25 protein-coding genes and 1 other RNA gene are annotated in these 19,323 nt (G+C 65.9%); 7 read left to right on the top strand and 19 right to left on the bottom strand.

Annotated features, from left to right (window positions below; genetic code table 11):
- Positions 1-27: 27 nt before the first annotated feature.
- Positions 28-765, top strand: coding sequence for an SDR family oxidoreductase (locus tag J3A72_RS16175; protein ID WP_014646789.1), 738 nt, complete (start codon positions 28-30; stop codon positions 763-765).
- A complete protein-coding gene (locus J3A72_RS16170) occupies positions 759-2,180 on the top strand; it encodes an efflux transporter outer membrane subunit (RefSeq protein ID WP_014646790.1) in 1,422 nt (473 codons plus the stop codon). The genes J3A72_RS16175 and J3A72_RS16170 overlap by 7 nt, the downstream gene beginning before the upstream one ends.
- Positions 2,181-2,220: 40 nt before the next feature.
- Here the strand turns inward: J3A72_RS16170 and J3A72_RS16165 are convergent, their stop codons facing one another.
- Positions 2,221-2,598: a VOC family protein gene (locus tag J3A72_RS16165; RefSeq protein ID WP_014646791.1), complete on the bottom strand. Its 378-nt coding sequence runs from the start codon at positions 2,596-2,598 to the stop codon at positions 2,221-2,223.
- Positions 2,599-2,738: 140 nt separating this feature from the next.
- Here J3A72_RS16165 and J3A72_RS16160 point away from each other — a divergent pair, with 140 nt between their 5' ends.
- The gene (locus tag J3A72_RS16160; RefSeq protein ID WP_032959134.1) at positions 2,739-3,002 is read left to right on the top strand and encodes a hypothetical protein; all 264 of its coding nucleotides are present in this window, start codon (positions 2,739-2,741) and stop codon (positions 3,000-3,002) included.
- A 19-nt stretch (positions 3,003-3,021) separates the two neighbouring features.
- On the opposite strand, the gene J3A72_RS16155 is transcribed toward J3A72_RS16160, so the two are convergent.
- Positions 3,022-3,879 carry an endonuclease/exonuclease/phosphatase family protein gene (locus J3A72_RS16155; RefSeq protein WP_075076056.1) on the bottom strand — a complete coding sequence of 286 codons (858 nt, stop codon included), beginning with the start codon at positions 3,877-3,879 and terminating at the stop codon, positions 3,022-3,024.
- Between the two features lie 401 nt (positions 3,880-4,280).
- Between J3A72_RS16155 and J3A72_RS16150 the strand changes: the two genes are divergently transcribed.
- Positions 4,281-5,507, top strand: a complete 1,227-nt coding sequence (locus J3A72_RS16150) for a cytochrome P450 (protein WP_075076055.1) — start codon at positions 4,281-4,283, stop codon at positions 5,505-5,507.
- A 20-nt stretch (positions 5,508-5,527) separates the two neighbouring features.
- Here the strand turns inward: J3A72_RS16150 and J3A72_RS16145 are convergent, their stop codons facing one another.
- The gene (locus J3A72_RS16145; RefSeq protein WP_075076054.1) at positions 5,528-6,232 is read right to left on the bottom strand and encodes a PA1136 family autoinducer-binding transcriptional regulator; all 705 of its coding nucleotides are present in this window, start codon (positions 6,230-6,232) and stop codon (positions 5,528-5,530) included.
- A 4-nt stretch (positions 6,233-6,236) separates the two neighbouring features.
- Positions 6,237-7,109 carry a glyoxalase III HchA gene (hchA, locus tag J3A72_RS16140; RefSeq protein ID WP_049404683.1) on the bottom strand — a complete coding sequence of 291 codons (873 nt, stop codon included), beginning with the start codon at positions 7,107-7,109 and terminating at the stop codon, positions 6,237-6,239.
- 379 nt (positions 7,110-7,488) lie between these two features.
- On the opposite strand from hchA, the gene J3A72_RS16135 reads away from it, so the two are divergent.
- Positions 7,489-8,712, top strand: a complete 1,224-nt coding sequence (locus tag J3A72_RS16135) for a cytochrome P450 (protein ID WP_075076053.1) — start codon at positions 7,489-7,491, stop codon at positions 8,710-8,712.
- 18 nt (positions 8,713-8,730) lie between these two features.
- Here J3A72_RS16135 and J3A72_RS16130 read toward each other — a convergent pair whose 3' ends face one another.
- Positions 8,731-10,752: an alpha/beta fold hydrolase gene (locus tag J3A72_RS16130; protein ID WP_049439207.1), complete on the bottom strand. Its 2,022-nt coding sequence runs from the start codon at positions 10,750-10,752 to the stop codon at positions 8,731-8,733.
- Between the two features lie 146 nt (positions 10,753-10,898).
- On the opposite strand from J3A72_RS16130, the gene J3A72_RS16125 reads away from it, so the two are divergent.
- Complete coding sequence (locus tag J3A72_RS16125; protein ID WP_049420521.1) at positions 10,899-11,360, top strand: isoprenylcysteine carboxylmethyltransferase family protein; 462 nt, start codon at positions 10,899-10,901, stop codon at positions 11,358-11,360.
- A 14-nt stretch (positions 11,361-11,374) separates the two neighbouring features.
- Here the strand turns inward: J3A72_RS16125 and J3A72_RS16120 are convergent, their stop codons facing one another.
- Positions 11,375-11,857 (bottom strand): hypothetical protein, encoded by a 483-nt coding sequence (locus J3A72_RS16120; RefSeq protein ID WP_075076052.1) that lies wholly within the window; start codon positions 11,855-11,857, stop codon positions 11,375-11,377.
- A gap of 27 nt (positions 11,858-11,884) precedes the next feature.
- On the bottom strand, positions 11,885-12,331 hold the full coding sequence (locus tag J3A72_RS16115) for a lipoprotein (RefSeq protein ID WP_075076051.1): 447 nt from the start codon (positions 12,329-12,331) through the stop codon (positions 11,885-11,887).
- Between the two features lie 203 nt (positions 12,332-12,534).
- Here J3A72_RS16115 and J3A72_RS16110 point away from each other — a divergent pair, with 203 nt between their 5' ends.
- Positions 12,535-12,951 carry a hypothetical protein gene (locus tag J3A72_RS16110; protein ID WP_075076050.1) on the top strand — a complete coding sequence of 139 codons (417 nt, stop codon included), beginning with the start codon at positions 12,535-12,537 and terminating at the stop codon, positions 12,949-12,951.
- 175 nt (positions 12,952-13,126) lie between these two features.
- Here the strand turns inward: J3A72_RS16110 and ssrA are convergent.
- The 12 genes from ssrA to J3A72_RS16050 form a co-directional block, all read right to left on the bottom strand.
- Positions 13,127-13,480, bottom strand: a transfer-messenger RNA (tmRNA) gene (gene ssrA, locus J3A72_RS16105).
- Between the two features lie 134 nt (positions 13,481-13,614).
- The gene (locus J3A72_RS16100) at positions 13,615-14,790 is read right to left on the bottom strand and encodes a site-specific integrase (protein ID WP_254918038.1); all 1,176 of its coding nucleotides are present in this window, start codon (positions 14,788-14,790) and stop codon (positions 13,615-13,617) included.
- Complete coding sequence (locus tag J3A72_RS16095; protein ID WP_088475892.1) at positions 14,787-15,035, bottom strand: excisionase; 249 nt, start codon at positions 15,033-15,035, stop codon at positions 14,787-14,789. Before J3A72_RS16095 ends, J3A72_RS16100 begins: the two co-directional genes overlap by 4 nt.
- On the bottom strand, positions 15,028-15,258 hold the full coding sequence (locus J3A72_RS16090) for a winged helix-turn-helix domain-containing protein (protein ID WP_088475891.1): 231 nt from the start codon (positions 15,256-15,258) through the stop codon (positions 15,028-15,030). The genes J3A72_RS16095 and J3A72_RS16090 overlap by 8 nt, the downstream gene beginning before the upstream one ends.
- Positions 15,251-15,520: a hypothetical protein gene (locus J3A72_RS16085; protein ID WP_088475890.1), complete on the bottom strand. Its 270-nt coding sequence runs from the start codon at positions 15,518-15,520 to the stop codon at positions 15,251-15,253. The genes J3A72_RS16090 and J3A72_RS16085 overlap by 8 nt, the downstream gene beginning before the upstream one ends.
- Positions 15,517-16,077, bottom strand: a complete 561-nt coding sequence (locus J3A72_RS16080; protein WP_088475889.1) for a hypothetical protein — start codon at positions 16,075-16,077, stop codon at positions 15,517-15,519. Before J3A72_RS16080 ends, J3A72_RS16085 begins: the two co-directional genes overlap by 4 nt.
- A complete protein-coding gene (locus J3A72_RS16075) occupies positions 16,070-16,246 on the bottom strand; it encodes a hypothetical protein (protein ID WP_176422002.1) in 177 nt (58 codons plus the stop codon). The genes J3A72_RS16080 and J3A72_RS16075 overlap by 8 nt, the downstream gene beginning before the upstream one ends.
- Positions 16,239-16,688 carry a hypothetical protein gene (locus J3A72_RS16070; protein ID WP_088475888.1) on the bottom strand — a complete coding sequence of 150 codons (450 nt, stop codon included), beginning with the start codon at positions 16,686-16,688 and terminating at the stop codon, positions 16,239-16,241. Before J3A72_RS16070 ends, J3A72_RS16075 begins: the two co-directional genes overlap by 8 nt.
- Positions 16,685-17,677, bottom strand: coding sequence for a hypothetical protein (locus J3A72_RS16065; RefSeq protein WP_088475887.1), 993 nt, complete (start codon positions 17,675-17,677; stop codon positions 16,685-16,687). The genes J3A72_RS16070 and J3A72_RS16065 overlap by 4 nt, the downstream gene beginning before the upstream one ends.
- A complete protein-coding gene (locus J3A72_RS16060) occupies positions 17,674-18,294 on the bottom strand; it encodes a hypothetical protein (RefSeq protein ID WP_088475886.1) in 621 nt (206 codons plus the stop codon). Before J3A72_RS16060 ends, J3A72_RS16065 begins: the two co-directional genes overlap by 4 nt.
- Positions 18,287-19,027, bottom strand: coding sequence for a hypothetical protein (locus J3A72_RS16055; RefSeq protein WP_088475885.1), 741 nt, complete (start codon positions 19,025-19,027; stop codon positions 18,287-18,289). Before J3A72_RS16055 ends, J3A72_RS16060 begins: the two co-directional genes overlap by 8 nt.
- Positions 19,014-19,322 (bottom strand): hypothetical protein, encoded by a 309-nt coding sequence (locus J3A72_RS16050; RefSeq protein ID WP_088475884.1) that lies wholly within the window; start codon positions 19,320-19,322, stop codon positions 19,014-19,016. Before J3A72_RS16050 ends, J3A72_RS16055 begins: the two co-directional genes overlap by 14 nt.
- Between the last annotated feature and the right edge of the window lies 1 nt (position 19,323).

Below are 19,323 nucleotides of genomic sequence, written 5' to 3'. Positions count from 1 at the left end.
GGCTTTCCCCTCACAAGGCATGCATCCATGAATACCCATCAGAACAAGATCGCGCTGGTCACCGGCGCCACCCGTGGCATCGGCCTGGAAACCGTGCGCCAGCTGGCCCAGGCAGGTGTGCATACGCTGCTGGCCGGTCGCAAGCGCGATACGGCGGTGGAGCTGGCACTGAAGCTGCAGGCTGAAGGCCTGCCGGTCGAAGCCCTGCAACTGGACGTGACCGACGCGGCCAGCATCGCCGAAGCGGTCGAGCAGGTGCGCCAGCGTCACGGCCGCCTCGACATCCTGGTCAACAATGCCGGCATCATGATCGAGAACCCGGCGCAGGCGCCGTCGGAGCAGTCGCTCGACACCTGGAAGCGTACCTTCGACACCAACGTGTATGCGCTGGTCGCAGTAACCCAGGCATTCCTGCCGCTTGTCAAGCAGGCCAAGTCCGGGCGCATCGTCAACGTGTCGAGCATGCTCGGCTCGCAGACCCTGCACGCGGATCCCTCATCGGGCATCTACGACTTCAAGATTCCCGCCTACAACGCGTCCAAGGCCGCGGTGAACAGTTGGACCCTGAGCCTGGCCTACGAGCTGCGCAACACCCCGATCAAGGTCAATACCGTGCATCCGGGTTACGTGAAGACCGACATGAACGGCGGCAACGGCGAAATCGAAATCGCCGAAGGCGCGCGCTCCAGCGTGCAGATGGCGCTGATCGGCGAATCCGGTGCCAGCGGCAGCTTCACCTACCTGGGCGAGGTGCTGCCATGGTGATCCGCACGTTGGCGATGGCCGTCTCCAGCCTGGTGCTGGCAGGCTGTGTCAGCGTCGGCCCGAACTACAAGGCCCCGGTGCAGGAACCGGTGGTCCTGCAGAGCGCACAGCAGCCGGTCTTCAGCACCGTTTCGCCGGTGGCCAGCTGGTGGGCGCAGTTCGATGATCCGGTGCTGGAACAGCTGGTGCATGGCGCCCTGTCGGACAACCTGGACCTGCGCGTGGCCGTGGCCCGCGTCAGCCAGGCCCGCGCGGTGTTCGTCGAAAGCCGTTTCGACCAGGCGCCGCACATCACCGCTGGCGGCAGCTACGACCGCCGCAAGCAACCCGATCCGCAGCTGGGTGGGCAGCGGGTGTTCAGTGAAAGCTACCAGCTCGGCTTCGACGCCGGCTGGGAGCTGGATCTGTTCGGCCGCAAGCGCCGTGCCGCTGAGGCCGCACGCGCCGACCTCGGTGCCGAGCAGGCCAACCTGGCCGATGCGCAGGTACTGGTCGCCGCCGAAGTGGCACGCAATTACTTCGAGCTGCGCGGAACGCAGAAGCGCATCGCGGTGGCCCAGCACACGCTGGAAAACCTGCGCGATACGCAGAAGCTGACCGAGGCGCGCTGGGAACTGGGCGCGGGAAGCGAGCTGGATGTGCAGAGCAGCCGCGCCCGCCTGAAGGCGATCGAGGCCGACATCCCGTTGCTGGAAGTGGCCGAGGCGCAGTCGCGCAACCGGCTGGCCGTGCTGCTCGGCCAGCGCCCGGAAGTGCTGACCGACATGCTCGCGCCGCACGACGTGCCGGCCTTCGCCAAGGCGCTGCCGCTGGGCGATACCCGCGAACTGCTGCGCCAGCGCGCCGACGTGCGCGTGGCCGAGCGTCGCCTGGCCGCTGCGACCGCACGCGTGGGCGTGGCCACCGCGGACCTGTTCCCGCGGTTGTCGCTGTCCGGCTTCGTCGGGTTCCTCGGCGGCGATGCCAGTGGCCTGGTCAATGGCAACAACAAGGCCTGGTCGCTGACCCCGTCGCTGAGCTGGGCGGCATTCGACTTCGGTACCGTGCGTGCACGCCTGCGTGCCAGCAAGGCTGAAGCCGAAGGCGTGGCCGCGCAGTACGAGCAGGCCGTGCTGCTGGCGCTGGAAGATACCGAGAACGCGCTGACCCGCTATTCCAAGCAGCAGGCACGGCTGGCGATCGTGGTCGAGCAGGCACAGGCCGCACGGCGTGCCGAATCACTGGCACAGATCCGCTATCGCGAAGGCTCGGAAGACTTCCTGACCCTGCTGGATGCGCAGCGCACGCAGCTGGCGGCCGATGACGCCCTGGCGGCGGCCGAGTCCGAAGTCAATGTCAGCGTGGTGGGCGTGTACAAGGCGCTGGGCGGCTGGGGGCAATCACCGCAGCAACCGAGCGTGGCGCAGGTGCAGTAACCGCAGGGGACGGAGGCAGTGCTTCCGTCCCCTCCTGCTTTCAGGGCCACTGATTGGCCGGCACCTCGCGCTCGCGCATGCGCACGATGCAGAAGCGATGGCCGGTCGGTGCTTCCATCACCCACCAGCGTTTGACGAAGCCTATCCGGCGCGCGCCGAGCTTCTCCAGGCGGTCGGCCTCGGCATCGATGTCGTCGCTCTCGATGTCCAGGTGCACCCGTGACGGGTGATCGACCCGCTGGACTTCCACGTTCAAGCCCGCCGGTGCACCCAGCAGGTCGGCATACTCGGCGCCCCCTTCGACACGCGCCGCCTGTGCCTGCAGGCCGAGCGCGGCGGCCCAGAAGCCGGCACCTGCGTCGGCGGGAAGGTCCTGGCAGTCGATGATGAATCCAGCCAGCCGGCTCTGGTGGGCCATGTCCTGCTCCGCAGTTGGGGGGAGGAGGCAGGGTAACGCGATGCGTTCCGCGTACATCTTCACCTTCGTGACGTTTCTGACTCTGCCGGAATGCCGGCCCGACGTGTAACAAGTGGGTCAGGCACTCGGGAGGACAGGCGATGGCGGATGGAAGGCGGGATACCCAACGGATGTTGTTCGGCGATCCGGGTCCACCCGGTGCGGGTCTGTCAGTGGCGGTCGTGGTGCTGCTGGTGCTGGCGACGATGGCGGCGGCGGTCGGTTTCCTGCGCCTGCAGGATTCGATGTTGGGGCTGGGCCTGATTGGCGTGGCCGTGTTCCTGGCGATCGGGGCCCGCATCTGCCAGGCGCGCGACCAGCATCAGGCGCTGTATCGCCTGCTGTCGCGGCAGCCACCGCCGTAGCGGCGGCTGCCGTGGCTGCTCAGTGCCTGGGCCAGTCCAGTTCGACCACCAGCGGGAAATGATCCGATGGCAGCACGCCACTGATGCGGCGGTCATCGGTCAGGAAGCTGCGCGCATGGAAGCCGCGCACCAGGACCCAGTCCAGCTGCACGGTGGCCTTGCCGGTGAAATCGTGGAAGGTCAGCCGCGGGCCCTGCGGAGCCTTCACCTGGGTACGGGTGTCCTGCAGCACGCGGGTGAATGCCTTGTAGGTGTCGCCGCCGGGTTCGCTGTTGAAGTCGCCGGTCAGCACGACGGGCAGATCGGCCGGCAGGTTGGCCACGCGCTTGCCGATCAGTTCGGCACCCTTGACCCGCCGCGGCTCGTCTTCGTCGCGGTAGGGCAGGTGGGTGTTCATGAAGTAGAAGCGGCGGCCGTCGTCGATGCGGCGGAACAGCGCCCAGGTGACCATGCGTGGATACAGGTTGCCCCAGGTGATGCTGCCGGGCACATCGGGCGTATCGGACAACCAGAAGTTGCCTGATTCCTCGATCGCCAGCACCTTGCTGTCGTAGAACACGCCCATGTGCTCGTCGCCGCTGCCGCCGCGGCGGCCCTCGCCGAACCAACGGTAGCCGGGGAGGTGTCCTGCCAGGTACTCGGCCTGCTCCTGCACCAGTTCCTGGGTGCCGATCACCGCCGGGTGCGCATCGAGGATGACCTTCACCATCGCGTCGCGACGGTCGGGCCAGCGCTTGCCCGGCTCGGTATCGGCCGGGGTGCGCACATTGAACGACATCACCTTCAACGGCGCGGGGGCTGCGGCCCAGGCGCTGGTCGCAGGCAGGGCAAGCGCCAGCAGCGCAGACAGTACAGGGCGACGGAAACGCGACAACATCGTGGAATCCCTCCATTCCATGAAAACGGTTTCATGGAGCATCGCACGGATTGCCTGTTCATGGCTGTGCGCGCGCTGGCGGTATCCGCCGGTCGCCGCGGCGTATTCAGCAGGGCCTTTGACAGCGCATTGACCCGCCCGCGCGGGCCTGCGTGCTAGAACGGCGCTGCCGGCCACTGAACCCGGCACCGCAGCAACCATCAACGGAACCACAAGGAGCTGTGCCATGACACGATTGATTCGCGCCCTGCAGGTGTCGCTGAACCTGCGTTCGGACAATTCCACGCAGTGCATCCGTTCCAAGTATCGCTACTGGAATATCTTCTGACCGGAAGGACTCCACGTATTCGATGACATCGCCAGGGAAGGTCGATGATCTTCCCTGGCATTGGAGGCAGGGCATGGATGAGCGTGCAGCGGATGCGGAAGTGGTTTCCATCGACGACCTGCTCGAACGCGTGCGTCGCGAAGGGCCGGTACTGCGCTTCAACAATGATGTTGTCGGCATCTTTGATCCGGCCTTGGCGGTCAGGATCGACAAGGCCAACACCGACCAGCACACCGTACCGGATTCACTGATTGATTTTCTTGGGCTGCGCAGTGGCAGGGACCCCGTTGCGTGGCGCGAGGTGCGGGCGTTGCTGAGCGAGCAGGCCGGGCGGCTGGCCAGTCCCGGCCACATGCGCGACCTCTACACGCGCATGCATGGCTTCCTTGCCCAGCGCGCGGACAGGCCGCATGACCTCAGCGAACTGAGCTGGTGGACGATCTCGCAGTCGCTGTTGCCGATGCTGATCGACGGCCTCAGTCGATCCGACGTCGATGCGCTCATCGGTGAGCAGAAGACCCGATACAACGCCATCGTGCTGCAGAACTTCTCGTTCTGGCGGCGGATCATCGACTTCCATCTTTCCCGCCGCGCGGCGCGCACGGTGTCGCGGCACATCCGGCGTCGTGCGCGCCAGACCGTGCCACGCGAGGACTTCCTGCAATCCCTGCTGCCGCTGGTGCAGCGGGTCGGGGTGGACCGCGTGGCCTATCTGGTGTCGATGGTGCTGGCCGGCATGTCGGGCCTGCCGGGCATCACGGCGGCCAGCCTGCTGTACGCGATGCATCGATTTCCGCACTGGCAGGCGCGCATCCGCGAGGAAACCTCGGCGCTGAGCCTGGAGCAGTTGTATGCGCTGCCGATCAAGTCGCTGCCGTGCACGTCGCGTTTCGTCAAGGAAACCCTGCGGCTGTGGCCGGGACTGTTCGCCCTGCATCGTCCGGCCTCGCATGATATCGATATCGAGGGCGTGTGCATCCGCAAGGGCGGGGCATACGAGTTGTCGTCCTACTTCCAGCATCATTCGCCGGAGTACTGGCAGAACCCGGACAGCTTCGATCCTGATCGCTGGCTGCCGGAGCGACGCCAGGCCAACAAGGGCGCCTACGTGCCCTTCGGATTTTCCTCGCGGGCCTGCATCGGCAGTGCGGTCGGCCACGCGCAGCTGCTGCTGTTCTGCGCATTGGTGACCCGCGATTTCGAGTTGACGGTACAGGATGAGCCCACGCCGTGGATGCAGCTGGAAGGCTTTGCCATTCCGGTCGATTTCATCGGTACGCTGACGCCGCGGCGCGCCTGACAGCATCTGTACTGCCTGGCTCAGTCTTCAATCTCGCCACGGCGGCCTGCCGCGCGCACCGCCTGCGCGGTGGTGGCCACGCGGAGCCGTTGTCGCGCTCGCCGCAGGTGGTTCTCCACCGTGCGTGCAGACAGCCCCAGCGTGGCCGCGATCTCCGCCTGGCGCCGTCCAGCGGCGACCCAGCGCAGCACCTCGCGTTCGCGTGCGCTCAACGCGCCTGCGGGGATATCCGCAGGCGCCTCGGCGAACTGGCGCGCCGCACGGAAGGCTGACGTTCCGACCATTTCCAGCAGCAGGCGCGCGCTGGCGGATGCATCAATCGAGGTGCCGGCGAAACTGACCGCACCCTCCAGGCCGGTCGGGCCGAACACCGGCACCTGCAACCCATGCAGGCCATCGCCGCGCGGCTGCTTCACCACCTGATAGCGTTCGCCGCGCACGCCCTGGCGCTTGCTCCAGAAGAACGGTGCATTGCCGTCCAGTACATGGCGGTTGACCGGGCAGGCATGCAGGTAGCGGGCAAGTCCGGTATCGCTGCCGTCGCCGAACCAGTCACCCTCGATCCAGTACACGCGCTGCGCGTCGCGTTCCAGCCCGGTCCCGGTGGCAAACACCAGCAGTCGATCGTAGCCCAGGGGTGAGGCGGCGGCGCGCAGCACGCCGCCCACCGCGGGCAGTGACCGCGCCTGTTCCAGTTCCAGCAGCGCGGGCACCAGCGCAGGCATGTGCTCAGCGCCCCGCCAGTGCATCGAGCAGCGTACGCGCGGCCAGCTTGCCCAACGCGTTGCCGGCCAGCGGACTGTCGCCGGTCAGCAGCAGGCGATCCTGCAGCACGCTGCCATCGATGCCCTCATTGACGATCTGCACGCCCTGCTGGGCCAGTCGTTCACCGAAGAACCAACGCAGCTGCCCCGGCATGTAGCCGATCTCCGGTGTCTGCCGGTCCATTGCGTCGGGGAAGGCGCAGATGCGGTAACCACGGAACAGCGAGCCACCGTCGGCTTCGTCGACGCCCGCCGCCAGCAGCGCCGCCGGGCCATGGCAGAGCGTGATGATGTGGCGCTGCCCGGCCATGGCCCACTGCAGCGTGGCCTTCACCGCCGCGCTCTCCGGCAGGCCGATCAGTGCGCCGTGGCCACCTGGAATGAAGATGGCGGCATAGTCCGAATCGGCTCCCAGGCCGGCCACCACCTCATCCAGCTGCAACGGCTGGCGGAAGCGCGCCTCATAGCGTTCGTACAGGGCGCCGATCTCGCGGTCCTCGCGCGGGAAGGCCCACCATTCGAACTTGACGGCGTTGCCGGACAGCGTCGCCACGTCGATGTCGAAGCCGGCCTTGTCCAGGTGGTACATCGGCAGCAGGGTTTCCACCGGGTGGTTGCCGGTGGAGAACAGATGGCCATTGGCGGTCGGCAGATAACGCTCGTCGGCGGCGATCATCAGCACCTTCCAGCGGCCGTCGCGGCGTGCATCCGGATAGTCGGCCCCGGACAGGTCGCTCTGGGGCGAGGTGAACTGCGACAGCGAGTACGGCGACGGGAAGAAGGCATCGCGCTCGGCCGGATCGGGGCTGGGCTGGCGGCTGGGCTCTTGCGTGTTCATGCGGACCTCCGTTGGGGGAAAGTGAGCCCAGCATAGGAGGCCGCGTGCGCAGGCGCGATGAGGGATTCCCCTCAATGGACCACCACCCGGATGCTGCATCGCGCCACCGGCCCGGTTGGACAGCGGGATTATGTCGTGTTATCTAGCCGGTGCCGGGATAATCCCGGCATAACCACACAGCAAGCAAAGGAATGAAAATGAAAAGATTCGCCCGAGCATTGCGCGTCACTCTGAATATCCATCCGAACGAGAAGAGCAGTGTGTGGAATACCTGGCCGCTCTGGGTCGAGTTCTGATCCCGCGGGGCAACCCCGCCATTGAGCGGTAGCAAGACGAAGGGACTCGTCTTTCGAGTCCCTTCCTGCCGGAGACGCACTGCATGCAAGGGATGTCGAATGAAGGCAGTGCCATTGCTGCCGAGCGCTTGGCTGCGCGGGTGGAGCGCGAAGGACCGGTGCTGAAACTGGAAACCGGCGGTATCGGGGTGTTCTGCCCAGAGCTGGCCGGCAAGGTCGACAAGGAGAATTCCGAGCACCTGTTCGTGGTCGAGTCGCTGGCCGACCTGTTCCGCCGGCACGAACGCGTGCGCTGGACCGAAGTGCGCAGCCTGATTGCCACGCGCAGTGCTGAGCTCACCAGTGCACAGACTCTGGAGGCGTTGCAGTCGCGCATGCGGCAGGCATTGGACGCACTGTGCGGGCGCGAGCTGGATGCCACGCCAGCCGTGTGGAAGGTGATGGCGCATCCGCTGGTGCCACTGGTGATCGATGGGCTCGACGCGCGCGGCACCGCGGCCATCGAACGCGCCCTGCATCTGCGCTATACCACCCAGGTCGAGCAGGTCATCCATCGGCGTCATCTGCTGCGCAACTTCCTCATCGGTCGCGGCGAATCGCGGGCGATCGCCGCCGAACTCAAGCGCCGGGTCCGCAGCGGACGTTCGGCGCTGGACTACGCGCAGTCATTGCTGAGCCTGCGCGAGCGCATCGGCCTGGACAAGGTCACCTACCTGGTCACCGTGCAGCTGATCGCCATTTCCGGCGTGCCTGGCATGATGGCCGCCTGCCTGCTGCTGGCGATGCAGATGCATCCGCGCTGGCGCCAGCGCATCGAGGAGGAATTCGCGCCGCTCTCGGATGCGGAGATCCATGCGCTGCCGATGGCCAGGATTCCCTGCACGATGCGCTTCCTGAAGGAAGTGATGCGACTGTATTCCACGCCCTTCAACAACCGTCGGGTGGCCGCCTGCGATCTGCAGGTGGAAGGGCAGGCCATCGCCGAGGGCACGGTGTTCGAGCTGAGCTCGTTCATCCAGCATCGCTCGGCGAAATACTGGGATGACCCGCTGCTGTTCGATCCCGATCGCTGGCTGCCCGAAAGGCGCAAGCGCACCGCCGGCATCTATGTGCCTTACGGCTTCCCCACGCGTTCCTGCGTGGGATCGGCGGTCGGCAATGCACAGCTGGTATTGCTGTGCGCGCTGCTGGCGCGCGAATTCCGTTTCACCCCCAGCGCCGACTACCGGCCCGAGGTGCGCATGGAAGGCTTCGCGATTCCTGCGGCGCTGCACGGCACGTTCTCGCGCCATACGGCCGGTGCCTGATCTGCAGGGGCGGGCGGCTTACTTTGCCGTACGCCCATGTTCCTGCATGTCCTCATGCAGGATCCGCCGCAGCTCGACGATGGCCGGCGTGGCTTCCTGCACGCTGTGACCGGACACGATCACCTTCTCCGAAACGGCGTGTGGCAGGTGCGAGCTCCAGTAGGGCACCAGCCCGTCATCGGTTTTTTCCAGTGGGCCATCGGCCTTGGCGCGGGCGATGATCGAGTGGTAGTGCACCTTCGGTGACATCGGCAGGTCGGCCACGGCGCGGACGAACGGGTCGTCCTTGTCCAGGTTCTGGATGCTGTTCATCTGGTAGCCGTGCTTGCCATCGTTGCGATCGATCTGGCCGTCGTTGGCCAGCGTCGCCACGTCCTCCAGCACGGTCAGCGGCAGCCGTACCAGGCGGCCGATCCAGCGGCCGAGGCGGGTACCGGCCACGTCGGTGCCGCGATGCGGTGTGGCGATGAAAACCACCCGCGATACTTCCGGTTCCGGCAGGAAGGTCAGTACTGGCGCGCCCTTGGTGCGCAGCAGCTCGCGCTGGGCGGGCGTCATCTGCGCGGTGGCCAGCAGGGTGTCGACCAGGTGGTCGCCGGAGGAAGAGACCATCAACCGCGCGATCACCCCGCCCATGCTGTGCCCGACCAGCACCATGTCATGCGAGGCCTGCGCCTTGCCGCTGGGGTCGAAGTGCTTGAGCACTTCGGCCAGCGTGTGGCGCATCGCATCGTGGCTCATCGCGATGGGCATGTTGGTCGGGTAGTAGAACTGCCAGACCTGGAAGTCCTGGCGGATCTCGTCGTCGCGCATCAGTTCGTTGGCCACGTTCACCCAGGCCTCGGGACTGCTGGCCAGGCCATGGATCATCAACAGCACGCGGCGGTTCGGGTCGTAGGGCTGCATCATGTACAGATGCGGCGCGTCGATGCCGCCCTTGCCACCAAACAGCGAGCGCAGCGACTGGTGGCTGAAGTTGGAGCGTGCCAGCCACAGTGCGTAGCCCGCAGTGAAGTTGGCCGCCAACGGCACCTGCTGGCCGTGCAGGGTTACTTCCGAGACCTGGTAGGGATCGTGGATCTCCAGTTCCGGCTCGTCGTCGTGCAGCACTTCCCACAGGTTCTTTCCCGAGAAGCGCAGCAGCACCGTCATCGAAGGCGAGGGCATCTCGCTCCAGCTCTGCGCGGCCGGGGTGCTTGCCTGCGCGGCGGGCGTCGCTGCCGAAGGCGGGGTGGCCGTGCTGCCAGCCGGATCGTCCATCACCGCCACCAGCTCGGCACCGAAGCCATCGCGGCGATGCACGCTACGCAGCGTACCGGTGAACGACAGCGAGGCCGCCGGTACCAGCTCGGTGGGGGTGCGCGTGTCCAGCGGCGATGCTTCGCCTGAAGGGGCCAGCACGAAGGTCCAGCGGCCCAGCTGGAAATGGCTGGCCTGGCTGTGCACGCGCCCGGTGGCGTACGCGTTGTACAGCTGCACCGAGGCTTCCTGCACAGCCAGGTTGTAGTAGTCGCGCACCTGGGTCTGGCGGTCCTCGAAACCACGCTGATTGGCGGTGCGCTCGGTGAAGAACAGATAGGCATAGGCCTGGCGCGCGACCTGCATCCACGCATCGAGGCGCGGCTGGAAGTCGGCATCCAGTTCGGTGATCGCGGTCTTGGCGCGGCCGGATGCCGAGTACTCGCGCTTCGGTGCCGGCAGGGTCATCGCATGCTGCAGCCACAACTCGGCCAGGCTGGAGCGCTTGTCTTCCTCGCGCACCACGATGCTGCTTTCCATGGCCTCGATGCAGGGCAGGCCGGGCTTGGCACAGACGCCCTCATCGAGCCCGGCCACGCGCAGGGTCTCGGTGGTCGCCGCGCTGAGCTTGCCGGAGGTGAGGATGTCACCGCGCTTGAGCGCGATGTACTGGCCGGGCGTGACCGAGGCGACCTGCACCGACGGTCCGAACTGGCGCAGCGTCGCGCAGCCCCCCAGGGTGAGCAGCACGGTGATGATGAGGGTCGTGCGGCCGATGAAGCCCATGCCCGTGGTAGCCATACGATGCTCCTGCGCGGTGGCGTCACTCTAGCGGCCGGCCTGTCAAAGCGGAATAGACCGAACGGTCGGTTTGGGCCTGGCCGCCGTGGGCGATTCAGCCATTCCCGTGTGACACTGCGGCGAATGGAAGGGACACGGTGATCGCGATGGCCTGGCTGGAAACCCGCATTCCCCCGCCCGTGGTGATGCTGCTGTGCGCCGCTGCGGGCTTTGCAGCACGCTGGCTGTGGCCCGGTTTCCACCTTCGGGTGCCGGTGCCGGTTCTGCTCGCAGGCGTGACGGTGACGCTGGGTGTCGTGCTCAATCTGCTGCCCAAGCTGTCTTTCCAGCGCGCCGGTACCACCGTCAATCCTCTGCGACCTTCGGCGTCGAGCGCGCTGGTTACCAGCGGAATCTACCGCCGCACGCGCAATCCGATGTATCTGGGCCAGGCGTTGGTCCTGCTTGGCGCCATGGTGTACCTGCAGAACCTGATCGCGCTGCTGGTGGTGCCGCTGTTCCTGGTGTACATCACCCGGCTGCAGATCCTGCCGGAGGAGCGGGCACTGATGGCCCGCTTTCCCGAGGCGTACGCGCAATACCGTCATCGCGTGCCGCGCTGGCTGTAGCGTCGGCTACGCCATCAGCGGCTGATCTGGCACTTCACCGCAGCCGAATAGCCCTCGTAGTCGTCGCCCGCGATCACGTGCAGGGTGTGGCGCTTGTCGATGCGCTTCACGTACGACGGCTCTTCGGTGTTGGCATGCTCGTTGACCTCGGTCACCGACCAGGCCTTGGCCAGGCGCTTGGAATCGACGCCGTTCAAGTACACGAAGAGGCTCTTCTCGCCTTCGGCCACGTTTACATCGGCACTGGTGACCGTGCCGCCAAACAGCGCGACCGGCTTGTCCTCCGGCTCGAAGGTGCCGCCCGGTTTCTTGGCCAGGCCGGCGGCCTGCAGCGCATCGATGGCGTCGGCCGCACTGAAGTTCGAGCCGGCCTTGCAGGCCAGCAGCGCTTCCAGCGTGGCGGTGCCGGGGGGCGCGATGGCCGGCGCCGCAGCGTGCGCGACTGGAACTGCGGCGAGGGCAGTGAGGAGCAGGGAAACCGTTAGGGCAGCTTTCATGGCAGATCCTTCTGATGGGAGCAGGAATCAGAACGCCGGTTCGATTACCGGGAACTCTTCAGCGGAGGAGTAGAGGCGATACGCCTGCGTGGCACCGGCACGGACGTTGATTTCGGTCGAGCGCCGACGGGAGTTGTTGGTCTTCTCCGATTGCAGCACGCCGCACAGGCCCCGCCCCTGGACAGGCGTGGCGGTCAGTACGTGGCGCCCCTCGGCCAGGACAAGGGACAGGCGCTCGGCGGGGTCGAGATGTGCGGCCATCTTGCCGTCGACCATGACGCCCATGTAGCAGCCGCTGCCTACGAATCCGACATCGCGGGTGACCGTGATGGTGCCCGTGGGTTCACCCTGGGCATCGATCGGGAAAATGCGCGCGGCCGGAGCGTCCTTGATCTGCTCGGGCGACGCCTGCTTGGTCGGCATGCAGCCGGACAATGCGGCAATCAGCAGGGCAGGGACGAGCAGCTTCTTCATCACAGTTCTTCCTTGGCGGAGATCGGGGTCTCGATGGCCGGAATGATGCAATGAAAAGGGCCTGGAGTTACAGCCTTCCAGGCGTGCAGGGACGAAGATGGCCGGAACCCCGGTCGTAACGGGATCCGGCTTCTTGCCTCGGACGGGCAGATTTTCCTTGAACTTGTCGGCCGGGTAGACTCGCAGGCCTACAGGGAGGACGCATGAAGAAGGTTTCGGCTCTGGGGTTCTTGGTCCTACTCGCCACCGGATGTTCCTCAACGGCAGTAGCCCCGGGGACAGCGAAGGCTGTGTCAGCCGGTCGGTTGTACGACGCCAGTTACCTTGAAAGCAGTCCCGATCGCTCTGCCACAATCAACGTGACTCGTGATAAAGGATTTGCGGGCGGTGGCTGCTCGTTCGACATCCTGATAGACAACCAGAAGGTCGTTGCGTTGAAGCCAGGCGAATCGGTCAGCATGCACGTGGTGCCTGGAACTTACTTCCTGAAGCTTGAAGCCGGTGGCGGTCTTTGCCAGAACGTCTCAACGTTCCAGAACTTGACGGTCGCTGCTGGCGATGTCTTGGCCTATCGCATCGCCTGGCCTGCCGGTGGACGGCCAACGATGGAGCGGCAATAGGCTGCCTCTCCTCTAAGATTTGCAGTACTTCTAAGCGACGCATTCCAGGCGCTGGATGTGCCCCGAGGTCGTACGGCCTGCAATGGGAACCTGGGCAACATTGGACAAAAAAAAGCCGGAGACCCTTGATTTCCTCGGGTTCCGGCTTCGTTTTGGTCCCGACTGGACCGGCAAATGGTGGAGGTGGGCGGAATTGAACCGCCGTCCGAAGGCACTCCATCCCCAGCACTACATGCTTAGCTCACCGTTGGATCTCGTCCCCGAACAGCACGGTGCGCAAAGCGCATCCGGGAACCAGCCTGTTGTGTTCTAGTGCCGGACTGACAGGCAGCCATCCAGCGCGATTCCATGATAGTGACTCTACACCGCGAGCATGGACACAAGCGGTTTCGAGGCTTAGGCCTTAAGCGGCCAGAGCGTAGTTGTCGTCGTTGGCAACTAGAGTTTTGCAGCTGGATTTACGAGGAAAGCTACCCCCTCGGCATGCGCCAGGCGACTTCACAACCCCCGTCGAAACCAATGCACCCCCGGTTTCTTCAAGTGCTGCAAGGCTTTGGGGTCCAAAGCTGACCAAAAGCTGGCAAAGGACCCTGCCCAACGACGCGAATGTTACGGCAATCTTCCTGAACAGTCACGCGTGGCCAGGGTTGCCAGCGAATCGGTTCAGTCGCCGCTGCCATCCAGCAGCAGGCTGCGGGGCAGGGGGGCCGTGAGCGGGCTCCAGACCGCGGCGGCCTTGGCGCCGGCATCGGGGACCATCGATGGGATCCACCGGCCGTATTTCTTGGCGGTGATCGTCCAGTCGCGGTGGCCCATCTGCCTCGCCACCCACATGACGTTCTCGCCGGCGCTGAGCGCCTGGGAGGCGAAGGTGTGGCGCATCTGATACGGGTACCGGTACCGGACCCCGGCCTTGCGCAGCGCGCGCTGCCATTCACCGGCGCGGATGCTCTGATCCGACCCCCACCGTGCGTTCGTCCTGGGATCGTGGAAGACGAACTCGCCGGCAGTGGCGGTATGGGCACGCTGGGCTTTCAGGGCATCAATCGCCGGCTGCAGCAGCTGCACCTCGCGCACGCCGGACTCGGTCTTGGGGGCCTTCATCTGCCCCATCACCCAGGCCCGACGGATCTTCACCTTGCCGCTGCGGAAGTCGATGTCCGACCAGCAGAGACCGATCATTTCCGAAGTGCGCAGGCCCGTGGCGAAGTTGAACTGGCAGTAGTTGCGCACCTGGTCTTCGCGGCACGCGGCCAGGATCGCCTGCACCTCGAGCGGGGTGAACGGATCCACCTCTTCCCGGGCGTTTGCCTTTGCACGGCGCTTCACCTTGAACCCGTCGAGCGGGTTGGTAGCGATCAGGTCGTCGGCCACCGCCTCGTCCAGGGCGCCGCGCAGGGGGCCCAGCACGTTGTTGATGCGCTTGGCCGAGGTCGACTCGTCGAAGGTAGCCACCAGGTCTTTTACCGCCAGGCGGTCGAAGTCGCGCAAGGCGATCGCGCCGCAGCGCGGCACCAGAATGTTGTTCACGATCCGGCGGTACCCGATCATGCTGCTGTGCTCGAGCTCCGGCTCCTTCAGCGCCAGCCAACGTTTCAGCACCTGCTCCAGTGTGTCCAGGGCGGCCGGCTTGGCCACCACCTGCACCGCCCGCTTGCTGTCGGGGAAGTGTGCGGCGTAGTCAAAGGTGCCTTTCTCGATCTCGATCTTGATCTGGCCAAGCAGGTTTTCGCAGTACCGCAGGTTCCGCGGTGTGGGAGCCAGCTTGATGCGCTCCCGGCAGCGCTTGCCGCGGTACCGGAAGTCAATCTCGATGCTGACCTTGGTGATTGGCCTCACCCCGCCTTGCCGTGCATTACCCACGTTTCGTACCCCTCCAAATCGATCAGGTTTCTTCCATCTGGCGCCTTGTGGAACACGGCGCCCTCCAGCCAGTCACCACGCTTGATCTTCGAGTTGACCGCGTCGACCGTGTAGCCGGTCAGCGTCTCGAACTGCTTGAGCGTGACGAATCGGACCGGGCGCAGATTCGCGGGGGATGCGCCCCTCGACAATCCTCGCGCTGAGGGGGCGTGGCTACTCATGGGACACCGCCTGCAGGCTCCAGAGGACTGACGGGCGTTCGTCAGGGCCGTGGAAGGGCGCGCGTCGCACGCGGCCGGTCTTGGCCAGTTGGTGCAGGTAGCTGCTGACCCGGTTCGAAGGCAGCTGCAGTTCGGCGGCCAGCTCGCCGGCCAGGCCCGGCCCCTCCTGCAGCAGCTGCAGGATCCGGGTGGCAGTGCCGTCGGCAGTGCCTGTATCAGCCATGGTCTGCCTCAGCTTCTGCCAGGTGGCCCGGGCAGCCGGTACCGCTGTAGTCGAAACCCTCACAGGGAGCGAGGGGGATGACGTGGCGGCCGTTGGCCAGGTGGTCGGTCAGCACCCGACGAGCTTCAGCGGCAGTCAGTGGCTCCCCAGACGGATTGCGCTGGAAAAGTCCGTCCAGATCCCGGTCGGTCATGTTGATCAGTGCGCCGGCGACGTCCAGGTGCACGTGGTAGTGCACGGGAACGCGGTCAAAGGTATTCATGCGTCGGGCTCCTGGTGTTCGGTGCTGCGCTCGGCAGCATTCAAGGCGGCACGCCGCTGGGCGAAGCCGCGGCAGGCGCTGATGGCGTTGCCGTGCTCGTCGACGGCTTCGTGGCAGAGGAAGGGGCGCTCGCCCGGGGTGGAGCAGTAGTCGGCGTCCTCCGTGGTCGGGAGGCACTGGTTGGCCACGGTGCCGGCACGGAACGCACAGCCCCCGCAGAGCGGGCCAGGGTCGATGCCGGCGGCCAGCACAATGCCGTTGAGCGCGCCCAGGATGCAGGGCATGTTGACGCGCTCGGCCTCGTGCGGCCACACGTGGCCCTGCAGCACCAGCAGGTCCTCGGCCTGCTCGCGGGCGTTGCGAGCGACCTGGTTGGCCAGGCCAATGAACTCGCCGAACAGGTCGGCCATAGCGCGGGTGCCGATCCGCGCGGCCAGGCGCCGCAGCGCCGGCCGGCGGAGATCCATGGGTACCGCCGCGATCGCGCGTAATTCCATGGCCAGATCTGGGTGGATGTTGTGGTCGGTGGCGTTGGCGCGCGCTGCTGGGTCAGCCATTGGGCTTCTCCTTCGCGACGGCGATCATGTGCGTGGAACCCATGATCTGAACGCTCTTGACGTACCGGTCGCCGGCGCAGATCACCGCATAGTCGTTCACGAGGATCCGCTCCTGCAGGACTTCGCCCGTAGTGGGGTCGGTGACAGTTACCTTGATGGGGTCAGCCATGATCGGCCTCTTGGGGCAGGAGTTTCTGCTGCTGCACGTGCTCGATCACCGTCTGGCCGCTTGACAGCAGGATGTGCGACAGGAATGCGGCCTCGAACGTCAGCATGCCGATCTCGATTGCCGTGACCTGGCCCTTCACCCAGTCGCGCAGGATCGAGTAGACGGCCACGCCGCCGATCTTGAGCGCCTTGGCTTCGTGTTCGGCTCGAGTGGCCCGGATCCGGGGGCCGTAAGGGTGCTCGCGCAACCAGGCGGCTGCGTAGCCCCGCGCGCTGGCCTTGAGCTGCACCTGTCGCCCGCGGTGCTCGAACTGGATGAACAGTTCGCCGGTCTCGTAGTCCTCACCGGTGGCGAAGCGCTGGCACCCGAAGGACCGCAGCATCTTCTGGATGTCATTGATCGCGTTGTTGCCGCTGGTTGCGTTCTCGTAGGGGAGGCTCATTTGCCCACCGCCTGGCTGTCGACGTTCGGCAACAGCGCCTCTACGCGGTCGAGCGCTTCACACAGGTGAGCGTCACGCCCAGCGGTGCCACCCGAGGTGCGGGCGCTCACTACCAGCATGCGCACGGCTGGGAGGAACTCCCCGAGGTCCACTGCCGGCGCGGGCTGGCTCGATGCCATGCGATAGACGGACCGGTCCCACGCAACGCCCGACATGCCGCCGTTGTGCTGGCCGCTGGCTACCAAGTCGCGGTACAGGGTGTTGAGGCGCGCGTCGATCTCGGCATCGGAGAGCTGCCCCACCGGTTGGCCGGCGCTTGGGAAGCGCTGGAGCGCCCAAGCCTCAGCGCGAGAAAACGCGTCGAAGTCGTGGGCCACGTCGGGTTGTCCGCGCTCCAACCAGTAGTCAGCCCATGAGAGTCCAGCCACCGGCTGGCGGGCGCCGAGGGCGGCCTGCAGTTCGGCCGCGTGTCGCATGGTGCAGTTCGCGATCTTCTGGCAGAGCGTGTTGTCGCTGATTCCAATCTCGTCGGCGTCCCTGCGCCAGCGGGCGACCAGCGATTCCAAAAGCGCATCCCCCTGACCACCCTGGGAGGGCTGGGCGGATAGGGCGACATAGGGAGCCCAATGCGTCGGCCCACACTGAGTGTCTACGGCATGGTTGATGAACGCGGATCCGTTGTTGAAATCAATGAATGCCCAGGGGAATCCACCCGTATCGGTCGGCCAGGTTCCATCGTCGTTCTGCACCGGCGCCACCGGCGCAGACCACCAGCCTGGCGATACATGGTCTTCACCCCACCGCAGACGAACCACGGTTCCGTCGCGCGGGCACGTGTCCATCGAGCGCCACGGCGCCCGCTCGGCCTGATCCCCCAGCCTCACCCTCCCACCGGGCTGCACATCCGCCAGGGGCGGATGGACCGGACACGGGTGACGCAGGGAGCCGTCACCGCTCGGGCAGGAGCAGGCCTTGTTGACGTCGTTCATGCTTCGATCCTCTTGAAGGTGATGGCCCAGACCCAGGGGTTGCTGTTCCAGTCGCCGCAGGCCGTGTTCCGCAGGTGGGCGAAGGCCAGTTGTGGTGTGGCGTGCAAGCCGCTTCCATCGCCCGCGCTCCATTCGCGCAGTCCGGGCGGGCGTCGCATACCTTCGGCGTAGGCGTCCTGGTAGCTGATTTCCTGCAGCCGCTCCACGCGGACTGCGGCTATCTCCAACGTGAGGCGGCAAGCCTCACGAGGCATGCGGACGCCGGGCTGCCACTTCCTTTCGAGGCCGAGGTAATCGCCCATACGGGATCCGCGGCTGTAGTCCGCGCGATAGTCCACCTCGATGATTCGCCCATCTGTGGTCGAGTGGACTGGGTAGAACGCCTCGCGAACCCATAGGCGGTCGCCTACCCGATAGGGCGATCGATCGAGGTAGCAGCCCGGAGCGCCTCCCGCGGTGATCGTATCGGTGCCGTTGCCGTCTGGCCATGCGACGCCGTAGGTATCAGTGACCGTCACATGAGGCTGGTGTCTGCAGACCCGTCGCGCCTGCGTCTTCGTGCCGGCCACGAGCGCGCGCACCATGGGGTCGGTGAAATGGATGGGACGCTCACGCATGTGCGGCCTCCGCGAGCGGTGCCGGCGCGGCAATGTCGCTGGGCAGGCCGGTTGGCTCGGCAGCGCCGGCAGCATCGTCGTAGGCGCGGACCGCTCGAGCGATCGCGTACAGGCGCCATACGAAGTGGAACGTGTACTGCTGCAGGGACGATGCGTACTCCCAGGCGTCGGTGATCTGAAAGTCGCTGTAGTCGGGGTCGCTCGGCTTGAAGTCCGACATCGAGCTGATAGCGTTGCTCAGGGCATCGTGGTCTTCCGACTCACTCAGCACCTCGAGCTCGAGCTCCTGCCACAGCCGGGCCACCCATTCCGGCGCCGACGTGTCCGGATCCGCCAGGTCGTCTGGGTCCACGCGTTCCTCGACGTGTTCCTTGAACAGTCGCGTCACCAGGTCACGGAAGAGGCGCGCGCTGAATTCCTGCTTCGCGCCGTCGTTGGCCACGCACTTCTCGGCCCAGTAGCCATCGTTCACGAACAGGCCGCCGGCCTTTTCGTGCTCCGCCGGCTTGGCGCGGAAGAACTCGAACATGTCGTGCAGGCGGCTGAAGACGGCCGTGCCCATGTCGCCGGAGATCGCCAGGTGCCCGGGCCAGGTGACGATGTCGAAGCCGTAGCAATAGGTTCCCGGGCGACGGAACTGCAGGTGCCGGTGCACGCCATCGTTGACCACGATCCGGAGCTCGTGGCTGGCCGTATCGGCGAGGAAGCGGGGGAGGACGTCACTGCGGTTCATGGTGATCTCCGGACTGTGCGGTCGAGGCCTGGGCGGCCTTCAGGGCGGTTTGCCACGCGGGTATTGGGCTGTCGTCGGCGCCAAGCAGCTGCAACAGGCCGGGCCGGTGGCCCGCGGCGATGCGGCCGCCGGCCTGCAGCACCTGGAGCACCTCCGACTTTTTTGTGAGCGGGTCTTGGCGAGGCAGATGGCGGACGTTAATGACCTTGCCGTCCACGATCTCCGCGACGGAGGTGAGGTCAGGGCCCGTTGCCATGTCACAGCCGATGGTCGGTGTGGGTCGTTTGGCGGTCATC

The organism is Stenotrophomonas sp. PvP093 (assembly GCF_017876915.1).
Taxonomy (GTDB): domain Bacteria; phylum Pseudomonadota; class Gammaproteobacteria; order Xanthomonadales; family Xanthomonadaceae; genus Stenotrophomonas; species Stenotrophomonas muris.
The sequence above is the reverse complement of the archived record's forward strand: the minus strand, read 5'-3'. Positions and strand labels throughout refer to the sequence as shown.

Bases quoted from the DNA above. Each gene is read 5' to 3' on its own strand.
- J3A72_RS16155 (WP_075076056.1), bottom strand. From the start codon at position 3,879: ATGTTGTCGCGTTTCCGTCGCCCTGTACTGTCTGCGCTGCTGGCGCTT.
- J3A72_RS16120 (WP_075076052.1), bottom strand. From the start codon at position 11,857: ATGAAAGCTGCCCTAACGGTTTCCCTGCTCCTCACTGCCCTCGCCGCA.
- J3A72_RS16070 (WP_088475888.1), bottom strand. From the start codon at position 16,688: ATGAGCCTCCCCTACGAGAACGCAACCAGCGGCAACAACGCGATCAAT.
- J3A72_RS16065 (WP_088475887.1), bottom strand. From the start codon at position 17,677: ATGAACGACGTCAACAAGGCCTGCTCCTGCCCGAGCGGTGACGGCTCC.
- J3A72_RS16175 (WP_014646789.1), top strand. From the start codon at position 28: ATGAATACCCATCAGAACAAGATCGCGCTGGTCACCGGCGCCACCCGT.
- J3A72_RS16165 (WP_014646791.1), bottom strand. From the start codon at position 2,598: ATGGCCCACCAGAGCCGGCTGGCTGGATTCATCATCGACTGCCAGGAC.
- J3A72_RS16150 (WP_075076055.1), top strand. From the start codon at position 4,281: ATGGATGAGCGTGCAGCGGATGCGGAAGTGGTTTCCATCGACGACCTG.
- J3A72_RS16115 (WP_075076051.1), bottom strand. From the start codon at position 12,331: ATGAAGAAGCTGCTCGTCCCTGCCCTGCTGATTGCCGCATTGTCCGGC.
- J3A72_RS16135 (WP_075076053.1), top strand. From the start codon at position 7,489: ATGCAAGGGATGTCGAATGAAGGCAGTGCCATTGCTGCCGAGCGCTTG.
- J3A72_RS16050 (WP_088475884.1), bottom strand. From the start codon at position 19,322: ATGACCGCCAAACGACCCACACCGACCATCGGCTGTGACATGGCAACG.
- J3A72_RS16170 (WP_014646790.1), top strand. From the start codon at position 759: ATGGTGATCCGCACGTTGGCGATGGCCGTCTCCAGCCTGGTGCTGGCA.
- J3A72_RS16055 (WP_088475885.1), bottom strand. From the start codon at position 19,027: ATGAACCGCAGTGACGTCCTCCCCCGCTTCCTCGCCGATACGGCCAGC.
- J3A72_RS16110 (WP_075076050.1), top strand. From the start codon at position 12,535: ATGAAGAAGGTTTCGGCTCTGGGGTTCTTGGTCCTACTCGCCACCGGA.
- J3A72_RS16145 (WP_075076054.1), bottom strand. From the start codon at position 6,232: ATGCCTGCGCTGGTGCCCGCGCTGCTGGAACTGGAACAGGCGCGGTCA.
- J3A72_RS16095 (WP_088475892.1), bottom strand. From the start codon at position 15,035: ATGAGTAGCCACGCCCCCTCAGCGCGAGGATTGTCGAGGGGCGCATCC.
- J3A72_RS16130 (WP_049439207.1), bottom strand. From the start codon at position 10,752: ATGGCTACCACGGGCATGGGCTTCATCGGCCGCACGACCCTCATCATC.
- J3A72_RS16080 (WP_088475889.1), bottom strand. From the start codon at position 16,077: ATGGCTGACCCAGCAGCGCGCGCCAACGCCACCGACCACAACATCCAC.
- hchA (WP_049404683.1), bottom strand. From the start codon at position 7,109: ATGAACACGCAAGAGCCCAGCCGCCAGCCCAGCCCCGATCCGGCCGAG.
- J3A72_RS16160 (WP_032959134.1), top strand. From the start codon at position 2,739: ATGGCGGATGGAAGGCGGGATACCCAACGGATGTTGTTCGGCGATCCG.
- J3A72_RS16085 (WP_088475890.1), bottom strand. From the start codon at position 15,520: ATGAATACCTTTGACCGCGTTCCCGTGCACTACCACGTGCACCTGGAC.
- J3A72_RS16090 (WP_088475891.1), bottom strand. From the start codon at position 15,258: ATGGCTGATACAGGCACTGCCGACGGCACTGCCACCCGGATCCTGCAG.
- J3A72_RS16060 (WP_088475886.1), bottom strand. From the start codon at position 18,294: ATGCGTGAGCGTCCCATCCATTTCACCGACCCCATGGTGCGCGCGCTC.
- J3A72_RS16125 (WP_049420521.1), top strand. From the start codon at position 10,899: ATGGCCTGGCTGGAAACCCGCATTCCCCCGCCCGTGGTGATGCTGCTG.
- J3A72_RS16075 (WP_176422002.1), bottom strand. From the start codon at position 16,246: ATGGCTGACCCCATCAAGGTAACTGTCACCGACCCCACTACGGGCGAA.